The sequence below is a fragment of the Actinotalea solisilvae genome (assembly GCF_016464425.1).
Lineage (GTDB): Bacteria > Actinomycetota > Actinomycetes > Actinomycetales > Cellulomonadaceae > Actinotalea > Actinotalea solisilvae.
The window spans coordinates 41472-64004 of the sequence record NZ_JADDKQ010000025.1 but is presented as its reverse complement, the minus strand read 5'-3'; the positions used below and the strand labels follow the sequence as shown (position 1 = coordinate 64004).

The 22533-nt window shown below is 78.0% G+C and carries 19 protein-coding genes; 12 read left to right on the top strand and 7 right to left on the bottom strand.

The genetic code is table 11. From position 1 onward, the window contains the following. Positions 1-102: 102 nt before the first annotated feature. From JIG38_RS17950 to JIG38_RS17905, 10 genes are all read left to right on the top strand, one after another. Positions 103-972 (top strand): amino acid ABC transporter substrate-binding protein, encoded by an 870-nt coding sequence (locus tag JIG38_RS17950; protein ID WP_199425084.1) that lies wholly within the window; start codon positions 103-105, stop codon positions 970-972. Between the two features lie 35 nt (positions 973-1007). Continuing rightward, positions 1008-1679 (top strand): amino acid ABC transporter permease, encoded by a 672-nt coding sequence (locus JIG38_RS17945; protein WP_199425083.1) that lies wholly within the window; start codon positions 1008-1010, stop codon positions 1677-1679. After that, entirely contained in the window at positions 1666-2523 is an 858-nt protein-coding gene (locus tag JIG38_RS17940) for an amino acid ABC transporter ATP-binding protein (protein WP_307845016.1), read from the top strand. The genes JIG38_RS17945 and JIG38_RS17940 overlap by 14 nt, the downstream gene beginning before the upstream one ends. Before the next feature lie 25 nt (positions 2524-2548). After that, the gene (locus JIG38_RS17935) at positions 2549-3106 is read left to right on the top strand and encodes a thioredoxin family protein (protein ID WP_199425082.1); all 558 of its coding nucleotides are present in this window, start codon (positions 2549-2551) and stop codon (positions 3104-3106) included. Further along, complete coding sequence (locus JIG38_RS17930) at positions 3103-3597, top strand: DUF4395 domain-containing protein (protein ID WP_199425081.1); 495 nt, start codon at positions 3103-3105, stop codon at positions 3595-3597. The genes JIG38_RS17935 and JIG38_RS17930 overlap by 4 nt, the downstream gene beginning before the upstream one ends. A 61-nt stretch (positions 3598-3658) precedes the next feature. Further along, positions 3659-4615, top strand: coding sequence for an ABC transporter ATP-binding protein (locus tag JIG38_RS17925; protein ID WP_199425080.1), 957 nt, complete (start codon positions 3659-3661; stop codon positions 4613-4615). After that, positions 4612-5310 (top strand): ABC transporter ATP-binding protein, encoded by a 699-nt coding sequence (locus tag JIG38_RS17920; RefSeq protein ID WP_199425079.1) that lies wholly within the window; start codon positions 4612-4614, stop codon positions 5308-5310. The genes JIG38_RS17925 and JIG38_RS17920 overlap by 4 nt, the downstream gene beginning before the upstream one ends. After that, positions 5307-8570: an FtsX-like permease family protein gene (locus tag JIG38_RS17915; RefSeq protein WP_199425078.1), complete on the top strand. Its 3264-nt coding sequence runs from the start codon at positions 5307-5309 to the stop codon at positions 8568-8570. The genes JIG38_RS17920 and JIG38_RS17915 overlap by 4 nt, the downstream gene beginning before the upstream one ends. Continuing rightward, a complete protein-coding gene (locus JIG38_RS17910) occupies positions 8567-11305 on the top strand; it encodes an FtsX-like permease family protein (RefSeq protein WP_199425077.1) in 2739 nt (912 codons plus the stop codon). Before JIG38_RS17915 ends, JIG38_RS17910 begins: the two co-directional genes overlap by 4 nt. Before the next feature lie 66 nt (positions 11306-11371). Then, complete coding sequence (locus JIG38_RS17905; protein ID WP_199425076.1) at positions 11372-12037, top strand: hypothetical protein; 666 nt, start codon at positions 11372-11374, stop codon at positions 12035-12037. 278 nt (positions 12038-12315) lie between these two features. On the opposite strand, the gene JIG38_RS17900 is transcribed toward JIG38_RS17905, so the two are convergent. Continuing rightward, entirely contained in the window at positions 12316-14997 is a 2682-nt protein-coding gene (locus JIG38_RS17900) for an ATP-binding protein (RefSeq protein ID WP_199425075.1), read from the bottom strand. A gap of 157 nt (positions 14998-15154) precedes the next feature. Between JIG38_RS17900 and JIG38_RS17895 the strand changes: the two genes are divergently transcribed. Beyond that, complete coding sequence (locus tag JIG38_RS17895; RefSeq protein ID WP_199425074.1) at positions 15155-15295, top strand: hypothetical protein; 141 nt, start codon at positions 15155-15157, stop codon at positions 15293-15295. 61 nt (positions 15296-15356) lie between these two features. Here the strand turns inward: JIG38_RS17895 and JIG38_RS17890 are convergent, their stop codons facing one another. From JIG38_RS17890 to JIG38_RS17875, 4 genes are all read right to left on the bottom strand, one after another. Continuing rightward, on the bottom strand, positions 15357-16268 hold the full coding sequence (locus JIG38_RS17890; RefSeq protein WP_199425073.1) for a DNA-3-methyladenine glycosylase family protein: 912 nt from the start codon (positions 16266-16268) through the stop codon (positions 15357-15359). A 65-nt stretch (positions 16269-16333) separates the two neighbouring features. Then, entirely contained in the window at positions 16334-16513 is a 180-nt protein-coding gene (locus tag JIG38_RS17885; protein WP_199425072.1) for a hypothetical protein, read from the bottom strand. A gap of 66 nt (positions 16514-16579) precedes the next feature. Further along, positions 16580-17212, bottom strand: a complete 633-nt coding sequence (locus tag JIG38_RS17880; RefSeq protein WP_199425071.1) for a DnaJ family domain-containing protein — start codon at positions 17210-17212, stop codon at positions 16580-16582. Positions 17213-17407: 195 nt separating this feature from the next. After that, entirely contained in the window at positions 17408-18856 is a 1449-nt protein-coding gene (locus JIG38_RS17875) for an outer membrane protein assembly factor BamB family protein (RefSeq protein WP_199425070.1), read from the bottom strand. A gap of 85 nt (positions 18857-18941) precedes the next feature. Between JIG38_RS17875 and JIG38_RS17870 the strand changes: the two genes are divergently transcribed. Further along, entirely contained in the window at positions 18942-19694 is a 753-nt protein-coding gene (locus tag JIG38_RS17870) for a class I SAM-dependent methyltransferase (protein ID WP_307845014.1), read from the top strand. A gap of 21 nt (positions 19695-19715) precedes the next feature. On the opposite strand, the gene JIG38_RS17865 is transcribed toward JIG38_RS17870, so the two are convergent. After that, the gene (locus tag JIG38_RS17865) at positions 19716-21656 is read right to left on the bottom strand and encodes a glycoside hydrolase family 127 protein (protein WP_199425069.1); all 1941 of its coding nucleotides are present in this window, start codon (positions 21654-21656) and stop codon (positions 19716-19718) included. A 3-nt stretch (positions 21657-21659) separates the two neighbouring features. After that, positions 21660-22532, bottom strand: coding sequence for a carbohydrate ABC transporter permease (locus JIG38_RS17860; protein WP_199425068.1), 873 nt, complete (start codon positions 22530-22532; stop codon positions 21660-21662). Between the last annotated feature and the right edge of the window lies 1 nt (position 22533).

Here is a 22533-nt window from a genome sequence, read left to right as displayed (position 1 = left end):
GTCGCGCGTTCGCCCTCCGGAACCCAGCCTGGGTGCAGGCGGTGCCCCACCCCGCCCCGCACGACCCGTCACCCGGCCCACGAGGCCAGCCCGAGGAGAACCATGAGCCCCCGCACCACCACCGCCCGCACCGCCGCGCTCGTCGCCGTCGCCGGCCTCGCGCTCGCCGCCTGCTCGGGCGGCACCGGTAGCGACACCTCGACGCCGTCGGCGTCCGGGTCGGCCTCCGCGCCGGCCGCCGCGACCGGCGAGGACACCTCGCTCACGGACGTCCAGGAGGCCGGCGTCCTCACCGTCGGCACCGAGGGCACCTACCGGCCCTTCAGCTTCCACGAGGACGGCTCGGGCGACCTCACGGGCTTCGACGTCGAGATCGCCCAGGCGGTCGGGGAGGAGCTCGGCGTCGAGGTCGAGTTCGAGGAGACCCAGTGGGACGCGATCTTCGCGGGCCTCGAGGCGGGCCGCTTCGACGCCATCGCCAACCAGGTCTCGATCACCCCCGAGCGTGAGCAGGACTACACGTTCTCCCAGCCGTACACCTACTCGACCGGCGTCGTGGTCGTCCCCGCCGACGACGACACGATCTCCTCGTTCGAGGACCTCGCCGGCAAGCGCACGGCGCAGTCGCTCACGAGCAACTGGTACGCCCTCGCCGAGGAGTCGGGCGCGACCATCGAGGCCGTCGAGGGCTGGGCGCAGTCCGTCGCGCTCGTCGAGCAGGCCCGCGTCGACGCGACGATCAACGACAAGCTGACGTTCCTGGACCACCAGAAGCAGACCGGCTCCGACGCGCTGAAGATCGCCGCCGAGACCGAGGACGAGTCGCAGAGCGCGTTCGCGCTGCGCCAGGGCAGCGACGCGCTCGCCGCGGCGATCGACGAGGCCCTCGCGACCCTCGCCGCGGACGGCACGCTCGCCGAGATCTCCGAGAAGTACTTCGGCGCCGACGTCACCGTCCCCGCGGCCGGCTGACCGCCGGCTGAGGCGACGGGGGTCAGGACGCGCGCATGGACCAGCAGACGGCGGCCGAGCTCTTCTGGAGCTCGCTCGGGCCGATCGCCCTCGGGGCGGTCCGCGGGACGATCCCGCTGGCCCTGGTGTCGTTCGCCCTCGGGCTGGTCCTCGCGCTCGTCCTGGCCCTCATGCGCCTGTCGAAGCGGTGGTGGCTGTCGGGCGTCGCGCGCGCGTACATCTCGGTGGTCCGGGGGACTCCCCTGCTCGTCCAGCTCTTCGTGATCTTCTACGGGCTGCCCTCGATCGGTGTGGTCATCGACCCCTGGCCGAGCGCCGTCGTCGCGTTCTCGATCAACGTGGGCGGGTACGCGGCCGAGGTGATCCGCGCGGCGATCCTCTCGGTCCCCAAGGGGCAGTGGGAGGCGGCGTACATGATCGGCATGTCGCACCGGCTCGCGCTGCGGCGGATCGTCCTGCCGCAGGCCGCGCGCGTGAGCGTGCCGCCGCTCTCCAACACGTTCATCAGCCTGGTCAAGGACACGTCCCTCGCGTCGCTCATCCTCGTGACCGAGCTGTTCCGCCAGGCCCAGGAGGTCGCCGCCTTCAGCCAGGAGTTCATGCTCCTGTACCTCGAGGCGGCGCTCGTGTACTGGGTGATCTGCCTCGGCCTGTCCGCCGTGCAGAACGCGCTCGAGACGAGGCTGGACCGCTATGTCGCCCACTGACCTCCCGGCGCCGGCCGACGACGTGCCCGTCGGGCCGATCGCGCCGCCGCCCGCCGCGGGCCCGCCGCCGCTGGACGGCGAGGACGTGCTGCTCACCGTCCGCGGCCTGCGCAAGAGCTTCGGCGCGACCGAGGTGCTGCGGTCCGTCGACCTCACGGTCGACCGCGGGCGGGTGCTCGCCCTCATCGGCCCCTCGGGCTCGGGCAAGACCACCGTCCTGCGCTGCCTCAACGGTCTCGAGGTGCCCGACGGCGGCACGATCGCGATCGGCAGCACGGGCGACGACGTCGCGCTCGACTTCGCGGCGCGCCCCTCGCGGCGCGCGCTCGCCGCGCTGCGCGACCGGTCCGCGATGGTGTTCCAGCACTACAACCTCTTCCCGCACAAGACGGTGCTCGAGAACGTCACCGAGGGCCCGCGCGTCGTCCAACGGCGCCCGGCCGCCGAGGTGCGCGCCGAGGCGCTCGCGCTGCTCGAGCGCGTCGGCCTCGCCGAGAAGGCGGACGCCTACCCGTTCCAGCTCTCGGGCGGCCAGCAGCAGCGCGTCGGCATCGTGCGCGCCCTCGCGCTGCGGCCCCAGCTCCTGCTCTTCGACGAGCCGACGTCGGCGCTCGACCCCGAGCTCGTCGGCGACGTCCTCGGCCTCATCCGCGAGCTCGCGCTCGAGGGCTGGACGATGGTCATCGTCACGCACGAGCTCCAGTTCGCCCGCGAGGTCGCCCACGAGGTCGCCTTCGTCGACGGCGGCCGGATCGTCGAGCACGGCGACGCCGAGCGCGTGCTGCGCGACCCGCAGCACGAGCGCACGCGGCAGTTCGTCCACCGCCTGCTCCACCCCTTCTGAGCCCCGCCGCCCCGAACGAGGACCCGTGCCCCTCAGCGCCACCGCCGCCGCGTCGCTCGCCGGCAGCGCCCCGGGCCTGCCCGCCCGCGCGCTGCTGCTCCTCGCCCTGCTCGTCGTCGCGAGCGCCGGCTGGTGGCTCGCGCGGCGCCGGGCGGGGCGCCTCCGGCCCGTGCCGGCGCCCGCCGACGACGGCGCCGCCCGCCTCACCGCGGACGACCTGCGCGTCCCGCTCGGCCCGCGGGCGACGCTCGTCCAGCTCTCGACGGCGACCTGCGCGACGTGCCCGGGCGTGCGACGGGCGCTGGGCGCGCTCGCCGAGGAGCACGACGGCGTCCGGCACGTCGACGTGGACGCCGAGGAGCGGATGGACCTCGTGCGCCGGCTCGACGTGCGCCGCACGCCCACCGTCCTGCTGCTGGACGCCGAGGGCGTCGTCCGCGGGCGTGCGTCCGGGCCGCTGGCCGCGACGCGGGCCGGGGCCGCGCTCGCCGAGGTCCTCGACACCGCCGTCCCGACCACCGCCGTCCCGACCACCGCCGTCCCGACCACCGCCGTCCCGACCACCACCAGGAGCGCCCGATGACCTCCGCCCCCACCCCGCCCGCCGCCGCCACGACGCCGGCGACGGCCGGGTCGTCCGTCCCGCCGGCGGGCATCGACCCGCGCGGTCCCCGGTTCGGCGCCGGCGTGACCGCCGTGCTGCTCGCCGCGGTCGTGCTGCTGGGGACCGGGCCGGGGGCGACCGCGCTGCTCGCCGTGGTCGCGCTGCTGTTCGTCGTCGGCGTCGCGCGCGGCGTCCAGGGCTCGGTGCAGGGCGTCGTCTTCCGGCGGTTCGTGCGACCGCGCCTCGCGCCGCCCGCCGAGCTCGAGGACCCGCGCCCGCCGCGCTTCGCCCAGGCGGTCGGCCTCGTCGTCACGGGGCTCGGGCTCGTGCTCGGCGTCGCCGGGGTCGCCTCCGCGGTACCCGTCGCAGCCGCCGTCGCGCTCGTCGCGGCGTTCCTCAACGCCGCGTTCGGCTTCTGCCTCGGCTGCGAGATGTACCTGCTCCTGCGTCGGGCGACGTCGCGCGCCTGAGCCCTCGCGTCGGCCCGGCCCGCTAGCATCCGCGACGGACGTCCGCGCGGAGGAGGGGCCAGTGTCGGAGACCACCCTCCGCGGGCTCGAGGCGCGCGCGCCCCGCCGGGTCGAGTTCGGCCGCGACGCCCTCGTCGTGTGCGACAACCTCGTGCGGATCTACCAGACCGGCACCGGCCCCGGCGCCGTCGAGGTGCAGGCGCTCCAGGGGCTCGACCTGCTCGTCGACGCGGGCGAGATGGTCGCGGTCGTCGGCGCGTCGGGCTCGGGCAAGTCGACGCTCCTCGCCGTGCTCTCGGGCATCGACGCCCCCACCGCCGGGCGCGTGCGGGTCGGCCCGTGGGACCTCGCCGCCATGACCGCGGCGGAGCGCGTCGCGTACCGGCGGTCGATGGTCGGCTTCGTGTGGCAGCAGACCGCGCGCAACCTCGTGCCCTACCTCACGGCCGCGCAGAACGTCACGCTCCCCCTCAACCTCGCCGGCCACCCGCGCCGCCGCCGCCGCACGCGTGCCACCGAGCTGCTCGACCTCGTCGGCGTCGGCCACTGCGCGGCGCGGCGCCCGCGCGAGATGTCGGGCGGCGAGCAGCAGCGCGTCGCGATCGCCGTCGCGCTCGCCAACGCGCCGCGCCTCCTCCTCGCCGACGAGCCGACCGGCGAGCTCGACACGGCGACGTCGCAGGAGGTGTTCGACGCGCTGCGCACGGTCAACCGCACGCTCGCCACCACCGTCGTCGTCGTCACGCACGACGCCGCCGTGAGCGGCCAGGTCGAGCGCACGGTCGCGATCCGCGACGGCCGGACGAGCAGCGAGGTGCTGCGCCGGACCGAGCACGACGGCGAGGGCGGCTCGGCCGTCGTCGCGGAGGAGTACGCCGTCATGGACCGGGCGGGCCGGGTCCAGGTGCCGCGCGAGTACCGCGAGGCGCTCGAGCTCACGCGACGCGTGCGCCTCGCGCTCGAGAGCGAGCAGGTCACGATCCGGCCCGACCGCGACCGGTCGGGCGAGCGCTCGTGAGCGCCCCGGTCGCGGCGGCGCCCGCGCTCGTGTCCGTGCGCGGGGTCCACCGCACCTACGGCTCGGGCCGCACCGCCGTCCACGCCCTGCAGGACGTCTCGTTCGACGTCGCCCCGGGCGAGCTCGTCGCGCTCGTCGGGCGCTCCGGCTCGGGCAAGACCACCCTGCTCAACGTCGTCGGCGGCCTCGACCGCCCGGACGAGGGCAGCGTCGTCGTCGACGGCACCGACGTGACCCGGCTCGACGACGCGGGGCTCGTGCGCCTGCGCCGGGACGTCCTCGCCTTCGTGTTCCAGACGTTCGGCCTCGTGCCCGTGCTGTCCGCCGCCGAGAACGTCGGCGTGCCGCTGCGGATGCGCCACCTGCCCGTCGCCGACCGCGAGCGACGCGTGGCGCTGCTCCTCGACCTCGTCGGCCTGGCCGACCACGCCGACCAGCGGCCCGACGAGCTCTCGGGCGGGCAGCAGCAGCGCGTCGCCATCGCGCGCGCCCTCGCCGGGTCGCCGCGCCTCCTGGTCGCCGACGAGCCCACCGGGCAGCTCGACACCGAGACCGGCCTCGCGGTCATGGCCCTCCTGCGCGCCGTCGTCGAGGCCGAGGGCATGACCGCGATCGTGTCGACGCACGACCCCGTGATGATCGCGCTCGCGGACCGCGCGGTGCACCTGGTCGACGGCCGCCTGCACGACGCATGACCGCCCGCCGACGCGTCGGGCGGGCCGGCGCCCTCGCCGACCGCGTCACCGTCGTCGTGCACCGCGCGCCCACCCAGCTCGCGCTCCTCGCCGCCGTGCTCGCCGTCGTCGTCGCCGGGACGACGGTGCTGGGGCTGTGCGTGCTCCTGCTCACCGCAGGCGAGCGAGCGACGCTCGACGCCGCCCTGCGCGCGACGAGCCCGGACGACGTCGTCGTGCGCGCCGAGCTCACCGTCGTCGGGGGCGACCCCGGGGCGATCGCCGATCGCGCCGCCGACCTCGTCGAGGGGCGGCTCGACGCGGTGCCCACGACGACCACCACCTGGGTGACGTCCGGGCTGCGCGCGCTGCCCGGCGCGGCGACGCGCATGGCGTACCTCGCGGGCGTCACGACCGACCTCGCCGACCACGCGACGCTGACGTCCGGGCGCTGGCCGGGGGCCTCCGCCCCGACGGCGGGCGGCCCGCTCGAGGCGGTCGTGCTCGACCCGACGGCGTCGGCGCTCGGCCTCGCCGTCGGCGACGAGGTCCCGCTGACCACCTTCACGACGACGGTCGCGCAGCCGCTGGGCGGCGCGCCGGCCGACGAGGTCGTGGTGCGCGTCGTGGGCACGGTCGCGACGCTGCCGGGCGCGGGCTGGGAGCTCGACCTGCTCGGGGGCACCGGCGCCGACGCCGTCGGGAAGCCCGGCACCTCCGGGCGCGTCGAGCTGCCCGCGTACGGGCCCTTCCTCGTCGACGGCACCGCGCTCCTCGGCGGGGACGCCGGCGTCGCGCACCTCGGCCTCCTCACGCGCCCCGACCTCGTGGGTGCCACGCCCCGCGCGCTCGCGGACGCCGCGGCGGCGCTCGACGGCACCCGCCGCGTGCTCGCGCTCGAGCTCGGCGAGGACGTCACCGACGTGCGCGTCGCGACCGCTCTGCCCGGCACCGTGCGCGCCGCGGCGACGCAGCAGACCGTCACGCGCGCGGGCGTCCAGGTCGCGGCGCTCGTGGGCCTCGCGCTCACGGCGGCGGCGCTCGCGCTCGCCGGGCGCCTCGTCGCGGGCCGGCGCGAAGCGGAGACGGCGCTCCTCGCCGCGCGGGGGGCGGGACGCTCCCAGCTCGTGCTCCAGGCGGCGCTCGAGAGCCTCGCCGTCGCGGCACTCGCGGCGGTCGCGGCCGTCCCGCTCGCGCTCGCCGCCTACCGCGCGCTCGGCACGTCGCCCCGGCTCGCCGCCGCGGGTCTCGGGACGGGCGCCGGCGTGACCCCCGCCCTCGTCCTCGCGGTGGTCGCCGGTGCGCTCGCGCTCGCCGCCGTGCTCACGGGCCTCACCGGCATCGGGGCGCGCGCCCGCGCGACGCGGGGCCGGCGCGCCCACGGCGGCGACCTGGCCCGGTCCGGCGCCGACGTGGTGCTCGTAGCGCTCGCCGTCGTCGCCGCGCTCCAGGCCCAGGACCACACGGTCGTCGCGGGTCCCGGACGCCTCGGCGGCACCGACCCGGTGCTCGTCGCCGCCCCGGTCCTCTGCCTCCTCGCGGGCGCGACGCTCGTCCTGCGCGTCGTGCCCGCCGTGCTGCACGGCGCCGACCGCCGCGCCCGGCGCTCGACGGGACTCGTGCGCGCGCTCGCCGCGTGGGACCTCGCGCGCCGCCCCCAGTCCGCGGGCCTCGCGTTCCTCCTCGTGCTGGCGACCGGGGTGGCGACGTTCGCCGTGGCGGCGGGGGCCACGTGGTCGGCGTCCCAGCAGGACCAGGCGGACGCGCGCACCGGGACCGACGTGGCGCTCGACGCCACGTCGCTCGCCCCGCTCGCGCAGGGCCCCGCCGTCGCTGCGGTCGCTGGGACGGCCGCCCCGGTCACCGACCGGCCCGTCGCCGTCGGGCGGTGGCGCGGCGACGAGGTGCCGCACCTCGTCGCGCTCGACACGTCGCGGGCCGGGGCCCTGCTGCGCGGACGGCTGCCCGCGGGCGCGGGCTGGGGTGAGCTGACCGCCGACCTCGGCGCCGCCGATCGCGTCACGGGCCTGCCCGTGAGCCTCGCCCGCGACGGCGGCACCGACCTCACGCTCACGGGCACGGGCGAGGGCGACGGCGTCCCGCTCGTGCTCACGCCGACGCTCGTCCTCGAGGACGCGTGGGGCACGCGGACGCCGCTCACGGGCGAGGCCCAGCCGCTCGACGGCACGACGCGGCCCGTGGTCCTGCCGCCGCAACCGGTCGGCGGCGAGCTCGAGCTCGTCGCGGTGTCGCTGCGCGTGACGCTCGGCCCCGAGGCCTTCGTGCCGCCCGAGTCGGCGGCCTCGGCCCGGGTGGAGGTCACGCTCGCGGCAGACACGGCCGCGGACGGGGCGACGGCGTGGTCCACGCCCGAGGAGCACGAGTTCAGCGTCTGGTCGCTGGGGGCGACCGGGGACGCACGGTCGCTCACCACGTCCGCGACCGTCATGCTCGGGGCGCTCGGCGGCGTGCCGACCGCGCTCTCGGCCACGGCCTTCGACGCGCCGACCGCCGTGCCCGTGCTCGTCACGGCCGACGTCGCCGACGCGACCGGGCTGCGCGACGGGTCGATGCTCAGCCTGGCCGTCGGCGACACCGAGGTGCGTGCCGAGGTCGCGGGGGTCACGCCGTACCTGCCGTCCGCGCCCGGCACACCCGGCGTCCTCGCCGACCTCGACGTGCTGGGCCGCGCCCTGCTCGCCGTGGGCGACGTCAGCCCGCTGGGCGACCGCTGGTGGCTCGCCGACGAGGACCCGGCGGCCGCCGCCGGCCGCGCGCAGGCCGCGGGCCTCGAGGTCACCGGCTCGCGTGCCGAGCTCGCGGGCGCGCTGCGCGACGGGCCGCTGCGGGTCGGCGTGCCGACCGCGCTCGCGCTGCTCGTGGTCGCCGCCGTCGTGCTCGCCCTCGCCGGGACGGCGCTGCACACGGCCGCCTCGGTCGAGGCCCGGGCGCTCGAGGTCGCGCGGCTGCAGGGCGTCGGCGTCCCGCGCCGGTCCCTGATCGGCGCGCTCGTGCTCGAGCACGCCGTCCTCGTGGCGCTCGTCGTCACTCTCGGCGCGCTCGTCGGCGCGGCGACCGCATGGACCGTGGCGCCCGCCCTCGCCGCTTCGGAGACGGGCGCGCCGCCCGTGCCGGCCGCGTCCCCCGTCTGGCCGTGGGCCGCGCAGGGCCCGCTCCTCGCCGCGCTCCTGCTGGCTCCGGTGGCCGTCGTCGTGCCCGTCGTGGTGCGGCTCGTGCGCCTCGCCACCGCGGCGCACCTGCGCGTGGACGGCCCCGCGTGACCGGGCGCCACCGCTCGGGCGGGCCCACCCGGCGCCGGGTCGACGTGCACGTCGCGAGCGTGCTCGGCCGGGCGCGCGCCGACGCCGGACCCCTGCTGCTGGCCGTCGTCGTCGTGAGCGCCACCGTGCTGCTGTCCGCGGTGACGCCCCGGCTCGTCGAGCGGACGGCGGACACCGCTGTGCGCACCGCGGTGACCGACGCCGGGCCGGACGCCCAGGTCGTCGCCGCCGTCCCGTTCGTCGAGGACGAGGGGCCCACGCGTCTGCGCACGGAGACGGTCGCCGACGTCGAGGACGTCGCCGTGCGGCTCGAGAACGCGCTCCCGGCGGAGCTGCGCGACGTGCTCGGGCCCCCGGTCGCGACGGTCTCGACCGCCCGCCTCACCCTCCTGCTGCCCGAGGGCGAGCGCGGGTCGACCGCCCTGACCTTCACGTCCGTGCGCAGCGACGGCCCGCCCGAGGTCCGCTTCGTCGCGGGCCGCGCCGCGCAGGCGACGATCACGCCGGCGAAGCTCGCGGCGGCCCCCGACGACGCGCCGCCGCCCGTCGTCGAGGTCGCCCTGTCGGAGCCCGCCGCCGCGCTCCTCCAGGTCGGCCCCGGCGACCCGCTCACCGTGCTCGAGGCGGACAGCGACGCGGTCGCGGTGACGGTGAGCGGGATCTTCCGGCCCGTCGAGCGGGACGACCCCGCCTGGGCCTCGGCACCCGGGCTGCTCGAGCCGCGCGTGCGCGGCACGGGCCTCACGACCGAGACGGTCGTCGCCGGCCTGGTCTCGGACGAGGCCCTGCCGGTCGCGCGACTCGTCGTCGAGGCGGACCGGCGCGCCCGCACGTCGCGCACGTACACGTTCGCACCCGACCCGGCCGCGCTCTCGGCGGGATCGGCCGACGACGTCGTGCGCGCGCTCGCAGGGCTCCAGGCGACGCCGCTCGGCATCGCGGTGCCGGGGGCGCGCGTGACGGTCGAGTCCCACCTCGGCGACCTGCTCGAGGAGGTGGACGGGAGCATCCGGGCGGCACGCGCGCAGGCCGCCGTGCTCCTCACGGGCGTGGTCGCGGCGGCCGCGCTCGCGCTCGTCCTCGTCGCGCGCCTCGTGGTCCGCCGGCGCGCCGCGGTGCTCGCCCACCGGCGCGCGCGGGGCGGCACGCTCGCGGGCATCGCGGTCGAGCTGCTCGCGGAGTCCGCCGCCGTCGCCGCGGCGGGCGGCGCGCTCGGCCTGACGCTCGCGGCGCTCGCCGTGCCCGGGCCCGTGCCGTGGCCCTGGGTGGCACCTGTGCTCCTCGTGACGGCCGCGGCGGGGCCGGTGCTCGCCGTCGTCGCGTCGGCGCGCGCCACGGGCGGGCGGCGCCGCCCGGCGAACCTGCACCAGCGGCGGGCCCTCGGGCGCGCCCGCACCGTGCGTCGCCTGGCCGCCGAGGTCGCGGTGGTCGCGGCGGCCGCGGGCGCGGTCGCCGCGCTGCGTGCGCGGGGGGCGGTCGAGGGCGATGCGGACCTGCTCACCGCGGCGGCACCGACGCTCGCCGCCCTCGCCGGCGCGGTCCTCCTCCTGCGCGTCGTGCCGCCGCTCACCGCGTGGTCGCTCGCCCGGGGCGTGCGCGGCCGAGGGCTCGTGCCCGTGCTGGCGGGCGCCCGCGCGCACGCGACCGCGCGCGACGCCCTGCCCTTCGTGGCGCTCGCCGTCGCCGGCGCGGTCGCGACGCTCGCGTGGACCGTGGGCGCGACCGTGCACCACGGCCAGGAGTCGGCATCGTGGGCCGACGTCGGCGCCGACGTCACCGCCACGAGCGTCCCGGACGAGGGCCTGGACGGCCTCGCGCGCGACCTCGCGGACGCGCCGGGGGTCACGGCGGCGGCCGCCGTGGCCGTGCACGACGCCGTCCAGGCGCGCGGCGAGGACTTCGGTCGCCGGGTCCGGGTCGTCGTCGCCGACCCGGCCGACCTCGCGCGGCTCGCCGCCGCGGCGCCCGCGCTCGGGCTGCCCGAGGCGCCGCTGACGGACGCCGGGTCCGGCTCGTCCGGCGGGGCACGCGCGCTCGTCGCACCGGACCTCGCCGGCGCCGTCGGGTCGCGGCTCAGCGCGACGTTCGACGACGGCTCGCGGTCCGTCGTGGTCGTCGGCACGGCGAACCTCGCACCCGGGACCGTGCTCGTGGACGCGAGCGACCCGGCCCTCGCCGACGTGGCCGTGCCCGACACGGTGTGGGTGGTCGGAGCCGGGGCGCGTGCTGCCGTGGCCGCGACACCCGGGCTGGCCGACGCCGACGTCGTCGAGCGGGCCGCGGTGCTCGCCGAGCGGCGCGCGGCGCCGCTCACGCAGGCCCTCGCCGCGCTCACGACGGCGACCGGGGTCGTCCTGCTCGCGCTCGTCGCGCTCGTCGTCGTCGTCGCGGCCGCCACGGGTGCGCCCGCGCGCGGCGCGACGCTCGCCCGGCTGCGGACGCTCGGCCTCACCCGGCGCGAGGTCCACGCCGTCACGGCCGGGGAGCTCGCGCCGCCCGCCCTCCTGGCGTGCGCCACCGCCGTCGGCGTCGGCGCGCTCGTCGCGGCCGTGTGCACCGCGCCGCTCGGCCTGCGCCTCCTCACCGGGCAGGCGGCCGAGCCGTCGGCCGTGGTGCCGTGGTGGAGCGCGGCGCCGGTGCTCGTCGCCGGGGTCACGGTGGTGGTCGTCGTCGCGGTCGAGTCGTCGCTGCGGCGGCGCGAGCGGCTCGGCGAGGTGCTGCGCGTCGGCGGCTGACGAGCCGTTGCCCTTCGCCGCGACGTGACGCAGACTCGAGGGACCCACCACTGAGCAGGTGATCCGATGGACCGCACCCCGGACGGACTCCCCCTCCTCGCCGCGGGCCGCCACCGCCGGCCGCGCCAGGGCGCGTGCCTCATGGAGCTGGTGAGCGTGCTCGCGGGCGAGCGCTGGACGGACGCCCCGCGCTGCACCCACCCGCTGCTGGCCAGACTCGCGCGCCTCGTCAACGACGCCGTCTCCGACGCGGCCCGGCCGCCCCTGTCGCTCCTCGCCCCGACGCTCGCCGGGCTGCGCGGGACGCGGGCGTGGGATGCGGAGATCGCGCTCCTCGCGGCGACGTCGGCGCTGCGGGTCGCCGCCCCGTGGGACCAGCGCCCGCTGGCCGCCGCCGTGCTGCGGTGCGACGCGGTCCTCGGCGGACCCGGCGCGCTGCGACCCGAGAGCCGCGCGGCGCTCGCGACGGCGCCCGACGCGTCCCGCTGGGCTGCGGCGTACACGCGCGGGCTCACGCGCCGTCCGGTCGTCGACGCCTCCGCCGTCGTGGAGTTCGCGGTGCTCGCCGTCGCCGGGTGCGGCCGGGACGACGCCGACGCCCTCCTGACCGACCTGCTCACGAGCGCCGTCCGCCTCGCCGAGCGCCTGCAGGCGACCACGGCCGCGCCGGCCGCCGCCCCGGGACCCGCGCAGGCCCCGGCCCGACGCCGCCGCACGCGCCTCGCCGCGTGAGCCGCCCGACCGCCGCCGCCGACGCCCGAGGCCGTTCCCCGTCGCGCCCCGTCCCGCCCCCGCCCGGCCCCCGCCCCGCCTCCGTCCCTGTCCCCCCGCGTCCAGATGCTCGGATCCGAGCGTCAGTGACGGATCGCCCCGTACTCGACGGCCCAGAACGCTGACACGCTCGCGTTCGAGCATCTGGACAGGGGCGGAGCGGGGTGGCGGAGCGGAGCGGAGGGGCGGTGGAGACACGGCGGGGCAGCGCAGCGCGAGGGCGGCGGAGCCGCGGGGGGTCAACGGAGGGCGAGGGCGACGGCCGCCGCGGCGTCGAGCTCGCGGCCCGCTGCGACCTCGGCCGCCCACGCCGCGGGGTCCGGCCGGCCCTCGACCAGCGCGATCGCGACGTCGAACCACGCCGCGTCCGTCGCGGTCATCGGCACGTCGGCCTGCTCCCGGAGCCGGGCGGACGCGCCGAGCAGCCGCGCGGTCGTCGCGGCGCGACCGCGGTGCGCGGTGATCGCCGCGAACAGGGAGACGACGTCGATGACGATCTCGACGTCGTTGAGGGCGACCGCCGCCTCCGCGTTGGCGCGCAGGTGCTCCTCGGCCTCGTCGACCCGGCCGGCGCGCAGGAGCGCGCCCGCGAGGTTGACGTGGTCCGCGCCCTGGCCCCACGCGTCCTCGAGCTCGACGTCGAGCTCGAGGCAGCGGCGCAGCAGCGCGATCGCGCGGTCGGTGTCCCCGACGTCGACCGCCAGCAGCGCGAGGTTGGAGACCGCGTTCACCTCGCGCCCGAGGTCCCCGGCCGCCCGGGCGAGCGCGACGGCCTCGTCCCCGAGCCGGCGCGCGGCGTCGGGCTCGCCGAGGGCGCGGTGCGCGACCGCGAGGCTGTTGAGCGCGCGGGACGACCCGCCGAGGTCGCCCGCGGCGCGCCACACCTCGAGGCAGCGCGTGAGCATCTCGCGCGCGCGGTCGGCCTGGCCCTGCTGCAGCACGAGCACGGCGAGCCCGTAGAGCGCGGTGACGACCTCGGCGCGCGACGTGCGCGCCCCCGCCGCCTCGACGGCGACGCCGAGCCAGCGCCGGCCCTCGGCCTGGTAGCCGCACGCGTACCAGAACCACGACAGGTGCTCGCACAGCCGCAGGCCCACCGCGAGCCGCTCGTCCTCGTCGACGCCCGCGGGCCGCTCGCGCGGGGTCCCGTCCCCGAGCGACCACGCGAGCGCGGCGCGCAGGTTGGGCAGCTCGCGCTCGAGGCGGTCGCGCGCCGCGAGGTGGTGCGGCCCGCGCAGCTGCTCGGCCGCCGTCCGTGCGACCTCCGCGAAGTGGCCCGCGTGCCGCAGCCCGATGACGTCGCGCTCCCCCGAGGCGCGCAGGGCGGCGCGCGCGAACGACGCGACGGTCCGCAGCATCCGCACGCGCGGCTCCTCCTCGGCGTCGACGACGACGAGCAGGCTCGCGTCGACGAGCTCGGCGACGACGTCGACCGGGTCCACGGCGAGCGCGGCGCCCGGGTGCCCGTCGCGGGCGCCGTGTGCCGCCACCGCCGCCTCGGTGGGCCCGAGGACCGCCGCGGCCGCCGCGAGGTCGACGTCGCCGCCGCACGCGCCGAGCGCGCGGAACGCACCCCGGAGCTCCGGTGTGAGCAGGTCGTAGGACCAGGTCAGGGCCGCGTGCAGCGTCTGCTGCCGCGCCGGGACGTCGACGGCGGCGCGCGCCACGTCGAGGCCGTCGCCGAGGCGCCCGAGGAGCGCGCGCGGTGTGAGGAGCCGGGACCGCGCGGCGACGAGCTCGATCGCGAGCGGCAGCCCGTCGAGCCGACGGCAGATCTCGACGACGTCGGCGACGTTGTCACGCGTGAGCACGAAGGCCGGCCGGACGAGCCGCGCGCGGCGGACGAACAGCTCGACGGCGCCGCTCCCGTCGGTCCCCGCGAGGCCCGCCGCGTCGGGCACCGGGAGCGGGTCGACGGGCACCTCCTGCTCGGCCGAGACGCGCAGCGGGCGGCGCGACGTCGCCAGGACGGTCACGCCCGGGCCCGCCTCGAGGAGCGCGACGACGACGGACGACGCCTCCGCGATCTGCTCGAGGTTGTCGAGCACGAGGAGCACGCGCCGCGGCGCGAGGTGGGCCGCGACGGTCGGCGGTGCCTTCGACTCGCCGGGCGCGCCGACGACGTCGGCGATCGTCGTCCACATGACCTCCGTGGCGCGCACGGGTGCGAGCGGGACGAGGAAGACGCCGTCCGGGAAGGCGTCCTCGACGGCCGCGGCGGCGGCGAGCGCGAGCCGCGTCTTGCCCGCACCGCCCGGCCCGGTGAGCGTCACGAGGCGTGAGCCCCCCAGCGTCGCGGTGAGCCGTGCGACGTCGTCGTCCCGGCCGACGAGCGACGTGCCGGGCACGGGCAGCGTCGACGCCGACCCGAGGCTGCGGGGCCGCGGGAACGCGGACGGCAGCCCTGGCAGCACGAGCTGGTGCAGGCGCTCGGGCTGCGGCAGGTCCTTGAGGCGGTGCAGCCCGAGGTCGGCGAACCCGACGTCCGGGACCTCGCCGGACGCGATCCGGTACGTCGCCTCGGTGAGCAGCACCTGGCCGCCGTGCGCGGCCGCGGCGACGCGCGCGGCCCGGTGGACGTCCATGCCGACGTACCCGTCCTCGTGCGGGGTCGGCTCGCCCGTGTGCAGGCCCATGCGGACCCGCACCGCCTCGTCGTCGGGCCAGGCGGTCGCCGCGAGCCCGGTCTGCGCGTCGCGCACCGCGCGCACCGCGTCCCCCACCGACCGGAAGACGACGAAGAAGCTGTCGCCCTCCGTGCCCATCTCGTGGCCGGACCAGCGCTGGAAGGCGGCGCGCAGCACCCCGCGGTAGGTCGAGACGACGTCCGCGTAGCGCGGGCCGAGGCGGGCCAGGACACCCGTCGAGCCCTCGATGTCGGTGAACAGGAGCGTGAGGGTCCCCGTGGGGAGATCGCTCATCGCACCTCCAGCCCGCGCCGCGCCTGCCCCGATCCAACACCAGCGCGACGGGCCAGGGAACCGCCCGGACGGGGGTCTAGGCAGCGGCGGCGCGCACGCCTAGCCTCCGAGTGATCACGGCCGTCCCCCTCGGCCGGCGGCACGAAGGGCTCCCACCATGCAGCTGACCATCGACTCCACCGAGCCGCTCGACCAGGTGCTCGCCGTCGTCGGCGCGCTCTACGGCGTCCGGCTCGAGGTCGCCGGCACGGACGACGCGCAGGGCGACCAGGGGGTGCTCAAGCCGCGGCACGGCTGAGCGCACGACGCGCGAGCACGCCCCGCCGCACGACCCGCGCCGCGGGCCCGCGGTCGGGTGCTCAGCGGGACCGGTGGTCCTCGATCGTGAGCCGGGGGCCGCGTCGTGGCACGCGCGCCTGCCCGCTGAGCAGCAGGAGGCGCACGGCGCGGTAGCGGTGCGGCCGGTACGGCTCGAGCAGCTCGAGCATGCCCGCGTCGTCGACCTTCGCGCCGGTGAGCGCCCAGCCGACCTGGCCCGCGAGGTGGTAGTCGCCGACGGACACCGCGTCGGCGTCGCCCAGGGCCCGCTGCGCGGTCTCGGCCGCCGTCCACGCGCCGACGCCGGGCACGTACGTCAGCCGGGCGAGGGCGTCGAGGGGCGCCATCGCGGTGGTCTCCTCGATCCGGTGCGCGAGCCGCGCCGCGGCGACGACGGCGCGCGCCCGTCGCGGGTCGACGCCCGCGCGGTGGAAGTCCCAGACGGGCACGTCCGCCCAGCCCGCGGCCGACGGCGGCACGCGCATCCCCTCGGGCGCGGGACCGGGCGCGGGGGTGCCGTGCGTGCGCAGGAGGTACCGCCACGCGTCGTGCGCGGTGCGCGTGATGACGCGCTGCTCGAGGATCGCGGGCACCAGGGACTCGAGGACCCGTCCCGTGCGCGTGACCCGCACCGCGGCCGCGCGTCGGAAGGCGTCGCGCACGGGACCCGGCGGCGGGTCGAAGGTCGAGGCGTCGTCGTGGGCGCCGAGCAGCGCGGGCGCGGTCGCGACGGCCTCGCCCGCGCCCGGGCCCCACGCGGTGACGTCGACCGAGCACGGCCCGACCTGGCGCAGGTGCGTCGTCACCGGCCCGCTCGCGAGCAGGGACGCACGCCACAGCGCGCCGTCGGGCGTCCGCCGGTAGGCGGGGTCCCCCGCGCCACGGCGCAGCGGCGCGAGGGTGCGGTGCAGGTCCACGGGTCCCGGGAGGGTGACCGTCGTGTGCCGCTCCACCGCACCATCGTCACACGACGCGCCGTCACGGTTCCGCGCGCCCGCCTCCGCCGGACGCGACGACCTCAGGCCGCCAGGCCGCCCCCGCGGGGCGTCGCGCCTCCCCGGCCGGACGCCTCCGTCACGTCGGACGTCGCGCGCTCCAGCCCGTACCCCAGTCGGACCAGGGCCTCGGGGCGGCCTGTCGCGCGAGCCAGGTCGAGCACCAGCCGGTCGATCGCTGCATCTGCTTCTTCGAGCGTCATCGCTTCGCCACCTCCTCGCGCCCATGCTGGTGCACCACGGCGGGCGCGCAAGTCGATCACCACCGGTCAGCGCCACCAGCGGCGGCGACGCCGCCCGGCGGACGCGGCGTCGCGGTCCGTGCCGTCGGCCTCGGCGGCGGCGGCCGCCGCGTCGGCGCGTCGCTGCTCGGCGCGCTCGGCCCACCGCCGGACCTCGGCCTCGACGTCGCGCAGCGGCGTGACGACGGGCGGGCCGCCGAGGAGCTGGCGCCGCGCCGCGACGACGCGCCCGTTGAACTCCTCGACGGCGCGGCGCACCTGGTCCTCGCCGCGGAGGCGGTCCAGCCGGTCGTCGAGCGCCGCGTCGTCGGTGCGCAGCTGGAGCGCCTCGGGCAGGACGCCCGTGATCCGCTCGCGCTCGACGAGACCCTTGAGCCACCAGTCCGGGTCGTGCCGGCCGTCGATCCCGGGCAGCGGCTTGCCCGCGAACGGGTTGTCGTCGAACTCGCCGCGCGCGATCGCCTGCTGCACGAGCTCGTCGACCCACGCGCCGCGCCGGTCCATGCGGCCGCGCCCGTCGAGCTGCGTGCGGGGGCGCGCGGCGGCCTCGTCCTCCGGCGCGTCCTCGCTCGAGAACGAGACCCCGGCCGCCGCGTCCTCGGCGGCGAGACGGTCCACGCGGTAGCGCGCCGCAGACCTCGTCGCGTCGTCCTCGCCCATCGCCCTCCCCCGTCCGGAGTCCGGGGACCAGTGTCGCGCGGCCGTGCGCGTGGGGCACGGGTGGCACGGGCGGTACGGACGACCTGGAGCGGGCACGACGACGCGACCCGAGATCGGGTGGAGAGGGGGTATGACCTCTCATCGGCCGGTCGGCGGCCCACCTTGAGGACCTCGTCGCACATTCACCCGTTCGGGCTAACGGAGGCCCACGACGCCGCCCGTCGTCTCCACGACGACGTGCCCGTCGGGCGTGGCCGAGATCGCGAACGTCCCCGGGGGCAGCGCGGCGCGCCAGCGCTCGAGGCCGTCCGACGGGTCGACGGCGACGAGGTCGAGCACGGGCCGGGGGCGCGCGCCGGGCAGCGCGGAGAGGGCGCTCGCGCCGCGCACGGGGAGCAGCAGCACGTGCCCGTCGAGCATCGGCCCGAACCGGACGTGCGCCGCGGTCGGCACGGACCACACGAGGTCGCCCGACGCGGCGTCCACCGCGACCGTCGCGCCGTCCTCGCGCAGCACGACGAGACCGTCGACCTGGGCGAGCGGCGTCCCGGCGGTGGCGCGGCGCCACCGCTCCTCGCCGGTCAGCGGGTCCACGCCGACGACGTCGGCGCCGGACCGGAGCAGCAGCGGAGGACCGGTCGTGTCGGTCACGGGTGCGGGCCGCGGGTCGGTCGGCGCGCCCCCGCCCGCGTCGTCGGCGCCGGCCTGCGCGCCCAGCGCGCCCGAGGCGACGGCCGGCCCCAGCACGGCCCCGGAGCCGACGTCGAGCCGCAGCGGCTCGGGCTGCTCGACGGTGAGCACGGCGCCCTCGATCGTCGCGCTCCAGACGCCGTGCACGGGCCCCTCGACCTCGCGCTCCGTCACGGTGCGCCACCGCTGCACTCCCGTGCGCACGTCCCAGCGCCTCGCCTCGAGACGCCCGTCCGGCATGCGCACGGCGGCGACGACGTCGTCGGCCTCGAGGTGGTGCACGACGACCGTCCGGCCGCGCGTGGTCCAGCCGTGCTGGGGCGTCCCGTCGTCGGCGTCGAGCAGCGAGACGCGCACCTGCTGGGTCACGACGCGCCCGTCGTCCCGCACGGCGGGGGTCTCCCGCACGCACGCGACCAGCGCCCCGGGCGGGTCGCCGGGGGGCCCCGTGAGCACCGGGCCCGCGAGCGGACGCGCGGGCAGCTCGGGCGGGTCCGGGGTGCGCAGCGGCTCGCACGTCTCCGCGTCGCCCGGCACGCCCGTCTCGGCCGGCCACCGCCACGCCACCTCGCCGGTCACGGGCTCGACGGCGAGCGTCGCCTCGCGCGTCCAGACGACGACCAGGTGCGCGGTGAGCCCGGTGAGCTGCGACCCCTCGACCGTCCACGCGGGGACCAGCGGGCCGTCGACCCCGTCGAGGACCCCCGGCAGCGCGGCGACCGCAGCGACGCGCTCGGCCTCGCGCCGCTGCTCGACGACGTTGACGGCGGCCACCGCGAGCACCGCGACGAGGAGCACCGCACCGCGGCGGCGCAGCCGCCGGGAGAGGCCGCCGGGTCGGCGACGGGCGCGCCCGGTCGCCCCCTGGGTCAGGGGGGCGGCGTCGTCGTCGACGATCTCCACCTCGACCTGGCCCGGGGGCGCGGCGATCCGCTGCGCCGTGGGCCCGCGCATGCGGCGAGCGTAACCCCGGGCGCCCGGCGTGGGCACGGGGGCGAGCGCAGTGCCGTCCGCGGCCCACCCGTGCGAGGCTCTGCCCGTGGACGCCCCCGAGGACGACGGCTGGTCGGCCCTCGCGCCGGGCTGGGCCGCGGCCTGGGGGTCCTTCGCGGACCCGGTCCGGCGCGTGCTCCTCGACGCCACGCGCACGGGACCGGGCACGCGCCTGCTCGACGTCGGCTGCGGGAGCGGCGAGCTGCTCGCGCTCGCCGCGGAGCGCGGCGCGGACGCGCGGGGCGCGGACGCCGCGCCGGGCATGGTCGCGCTCGCGGCGGCCCGCGCACCCGCCGCGGACGTCCGGGTCGCCGACGCCGCGCACCTTCCCTGGCCGGACGCGAGCGTCGACGTCGTCACGGCCGTCGCGACGCTCCACCTCGTCGAGGACCTCGACGCGGCGCTCGCCGAGGCCGTCCGCGTCCTCGTTCCCGGCGGCCTGCTCGCGGTGGCGGGCTGGGCCGAGGCCGCGCTCAACGACCTCGACGTGGTCGGCGCGGCGGTCGCGCTCGCCGACGACGACGAGCCGCCGCCGGACGGCCCGCTCGCCCGCGAGGGCGGGCTCGAGGCCGTGCTCACCGCCGCCGGGCTGGCCGTGGAGGCGTCCGGCGTCGTCGGGGTCCCGTGGTCGGCGGCGGACGACGCCGCGCTCGTCCGCGGCGCGCTGCTCGGCGAGGACCCCGGGACGCTCGCCCGGACGGGCCCGGTCGTCGTCGCGGCGGCCGTGCGCTTCCGCACGCCCGACGGCGGCTACCTGCTCCGCAACGCCTTCCGCTGGGCGGTGGCCCGCCGGCCCTGACGGCGGGCCGCGGCCGGCCGCTCACAGCGCCGGGAGCCACACCCGCATCGTCGACGGACCGCGCGTCGCCCAGTCGTGGTACGGCACCAGCGGGATCTCCACGGTCGCGGGCGCCGGCGCCCCGGGCGGCGCCGACGCGTCGTGGTACGGCCAGTCGTCGTCGGGCGCGGGCACGACGGTGCCGCGCACGGACGTCCGGCCGTCCCGCTCGACGGGGGCGGCGCTCGTGTCGACCCGCAGGCCGTCGACGTGCGCACCGCCGGGCAGGTCGACGGACTCGGCGCACAGCACCTCGGGACCGCGCTGGACCGCGACGCACCCCCGGACGGCGTCGACGCGCGGGTCCGCCACCACGAACCGCGGCTCCACCGGCAGCTCGAGCCGCACCTCGTCCCCGGGCGCGAACTCCCGCCGGACCTCGACCGTGCCGGGCGCGACCTCGCTCCGCTCGCCGTCGGCCACGAGGACGGCCCCGTGCGCCCAGGCGGGCACCCGCAGGGAGAGGGTCCAGGTCGCCGTCGCCTCCCCCGCGACGGTCACCACCACGACGCCGTCCTCGGGGTACCGCGTCGCGACGTCGAGCGCGACGGCGCGGCCGTCCGGCAGCGTCGTGCGGATCTCCGCGGGCGCGTACTGGTGGAGCTGCACGCCGTCGTCGTCGGCGGTCGCGGCGTACGCGGCGAGGCTGGCGAACGTGCGCGCGACGTTGGTCGGGCAGCACGAGACCGCGAACCAGGGCGCGCGCATGGACGACGCGGCGCGCGGGACCGCGCGGTCGGCGTCGGGCACGGTCGTGGGGACCCGCTGGTGCAGCGTGTTCGTGTAGTAGAACGACGTGCCCTGCGGCGACGGCGAGGTCGCGACCACGTTGTAGAGCGTCCGCTCGACGAGGTCGGCGTGGTGCGCACCGCCCTGCGCGAGCAGGAGTCGCCAGTGGAGCATGACCGACCCGACGCCCGCGCAGGTCTCGGAGTACGCGCGGTCGGGCGGCAGCACGAAGTCGTCCCCGAAGGCCTCGTCCTGGTGCCGCGACCCGATCCCGCCCGTGACGTACGTGCGCCGGGCGACCGCGCGCGCCGTCTGGGCCGCGATCGCGGCGAGCAGCGCGTCGTCCGCCGTCTCGACGGCGAGGTCGACGCCGCCCGACGCGAGGTAGGTGGCGCGCACGGCGTGTCCGCGCAGCACGGTCGCGTCGCGCAGCGGGACGTCGTCCTGGAAGTAGGACCGCCCGAACTCGACGTCGTCGAGCACCTGGGTGCCGCGCCGCTCGAGGAACAGCCGCGCCTGCTCGAGGTACCGCCGCTCGCCCGTGACGCGGTATAGCTCGACGAGCGCCGGCTCGATCTCCGCGTGGCCGCACACCGAGCGGATGCCGTCGTCGCCGAAGGTCGCGCAGACGTGGTCGGCGACCCGGCGCGCGACGCCGACGAGCTCGTCCTCGCCCGCCGTCCGCGCCCGGGCGACCGCGGCCTGGACGAGGTGCCCGAAGCAGTACAGCTCGTGGCCCCACTCGAGGTCGGAGTACCGCGGCGCCTGGCCGGGTCGGCCGAAGTGGGTGTGCAGGTAGCCGTCCGGCTCCTGCGCGGCCGCGACCCGCGCGACGATCGCCCGGTAGCGGCGCTCGAGGTCGGCGTCGGGCGCGCGCCCGAGCTCCCAGGCCATCGCCTCGAGCAGCTTGTAGGTCTCGGAGTCGGCGAACTCGCGGCCGCGGCGGTCCTCGGGGAGCCGCCCCTCCGCGGCGGCGTCGAAGTTGCCGAGCCAGCCCTCGCGCTCGAGCCAGCGCTCGATGTGCGCGAGGGTCGCGGTGGCGTTGACCTCCTGGCGCCGGCCCCAGAAGCCGCCGGTGATCCGGACCTCACCCAGTCCGAGCGGGCGCAGGCGCCCCGAGGACGGGGCGACCGGGCGTCCCCCGCCGTCCGGCACGGTCGCGGGGCGGGGCGGGGCGGTGGTGTCGTGAGTCATGGATCAACCCTTGAGAGCGCCGGACATGAAGCCGCGGACGTAGTGGCGTTGGAGCAGGAGGAAGAGGACGACGCACGGCAGGGCGAGGACGACGACGCCGGCCTCCGTGGCGCCGTAGTCGACGATCCCCATGACCTGGCCGCGCAGGTTGGCGATCGCGAGCGGGAGCGGCACCTTCGAGGCGTCGCTGATGAGGATGAGCGGCGCGATGAAGTCGTTCCACGCCGCGAGGAAGGCGAACAGGCCCACCGTGGTAAGCCCGGGCTTGACCGCCGGGACGAGCACCTGGACCAGTGCCCGGAAGCTGCCGCACCCGTCGACGAGCGCCGCCTCCTCGAGCTCGCGCGGGACGGCCTCGAACGAGATCCGCATCATGAACGTCGCGAACGGGAGCTGGAACATCGTGAGCACCAGCGCGAGCCCGAGCAGCGAGTTCTGCAGGCCGAGGGCGTTGAGCAGCACGTAGAGCGGGATGAGCAGGGTCGCGTACGGGACCATGAGGATCGCGAGCGTGACCATGAAGAGCACGTTCTTGCCCGGGAACTGGAACCGCGCGAACGCGTAGCCGCCGAGCATCGAGATGCTCACCGTGAACAGCACGGTCATGAGCGAGACCGCCGTCGAGTTGAGCAGGTACTGCACGATGCCCGCCTGGAACGTCGAGAGCGTCGCGTAGTTGCCGAAGCCCCAGCCGTCCGTCTGCGCGGTGCCGCCCTGGGGCGAGACCGAGGCGACGGTCGCCCAGACGAGCGGGAAGAGGAAGAGGATCGCCAGCCCGCCGGTGAGCACGTAGTAGGGCGTGCGGACGAGGGCCTGGAGGGCGGGGGGGCGCTCCGGCGCACCGCCCCGAGCCGGACGCGTCGTCGTCAGGGTCATG

Coding starts and splice junctions, on each gene's coding strand:
- JIG38_RS17950 (WP_199425084.1), top strand. CDS start 103: ATGAGCCCCCGCACCACCACCGCCCGCACCGCCGCGCTCGTCGCCGTC.
- JIG38_RS17945 (WP_199425083.1), top strand. CDS start 1,008: ATGGACCAGCAGACGGCGGCCGAGCTCTTCTGGAGCTCGCTCGGGCCG.
- JIG38_RS17940 (WP_307845016.1), top strand. CDS start 1,666: ATGTCGCCCACTGACCTCCCGGCGCCGGCCGACGACGTGCCCGTCGGG.
- JIG38_RS17930 (WP_199425081.1), top strand. CDS start 3,103: ATGACCTCCGCCCCCACCCCGCCCGCCGCCGCCACGACGCCGGCGACG.
- JIG38_RS17915 (WP_199425078.1), top strand. CDS start 5,307: ATGACCGCCCGCCGACGCGTCGGGCGGGCCGGCGCCCTCGCCGACCGC.
- JIG38_RS17905 (WP_199425076.1), top strand. CDS start 11,372: ATGGACCGCACCCCGGACGGACTCCCCCTCCTCGCCGCGGGCCGCCAC.
- JIG38_RS17900 (WP_199425075.1), bottom strand. CDS start 14,997: ATGAGCGATCTCCCCACGGGGACCCTCACGCTCCTGTTCACCGACATC.
- JIG38_RS17895 (WP_199425074.1), top strand. CDS start 15,155: ATGCAGCTGACCATCGACTCCACCGAGCCGCTCGACCAGGTGCTCGCC.
- JIG38_RS17885 (WP_199425072.1), bottom strand. CDS start 16,513: ATGACGCTCGAAGAAGCAGATGCAGCGATCGACCGGCTGGTGCTCGAC.
- JIG38_RS17880 (WP_199425071.1), bottom strand. CDS start 17,212: ATGGGCGAGGACGACGCGACGAGGTCTGCGGCGCGCTACCGCGTGGAC.
- JIG38_RS17875 (WP_199425070.1), bottom strand. CDS start 18,856: ATGCGCGGGCCCACGGCGCAGCGGATCGCCGCGCCCCCGGGCCAGGTC.
- JIG38_RS17865 (WP_199425069.1), bottom strand. CDS start 21,656: ATGACTCACGACACCACCGCCCCGCCCCGCCCCGCGACCGTGCCGGAC.
- JIG38_RS17860 (WP_199425068.1), bottom strand. CDS start 22,532: ATGACCCTGACGACGACGCGTCCGGCTCGGGGCGGTGCGCCGGAGCGC.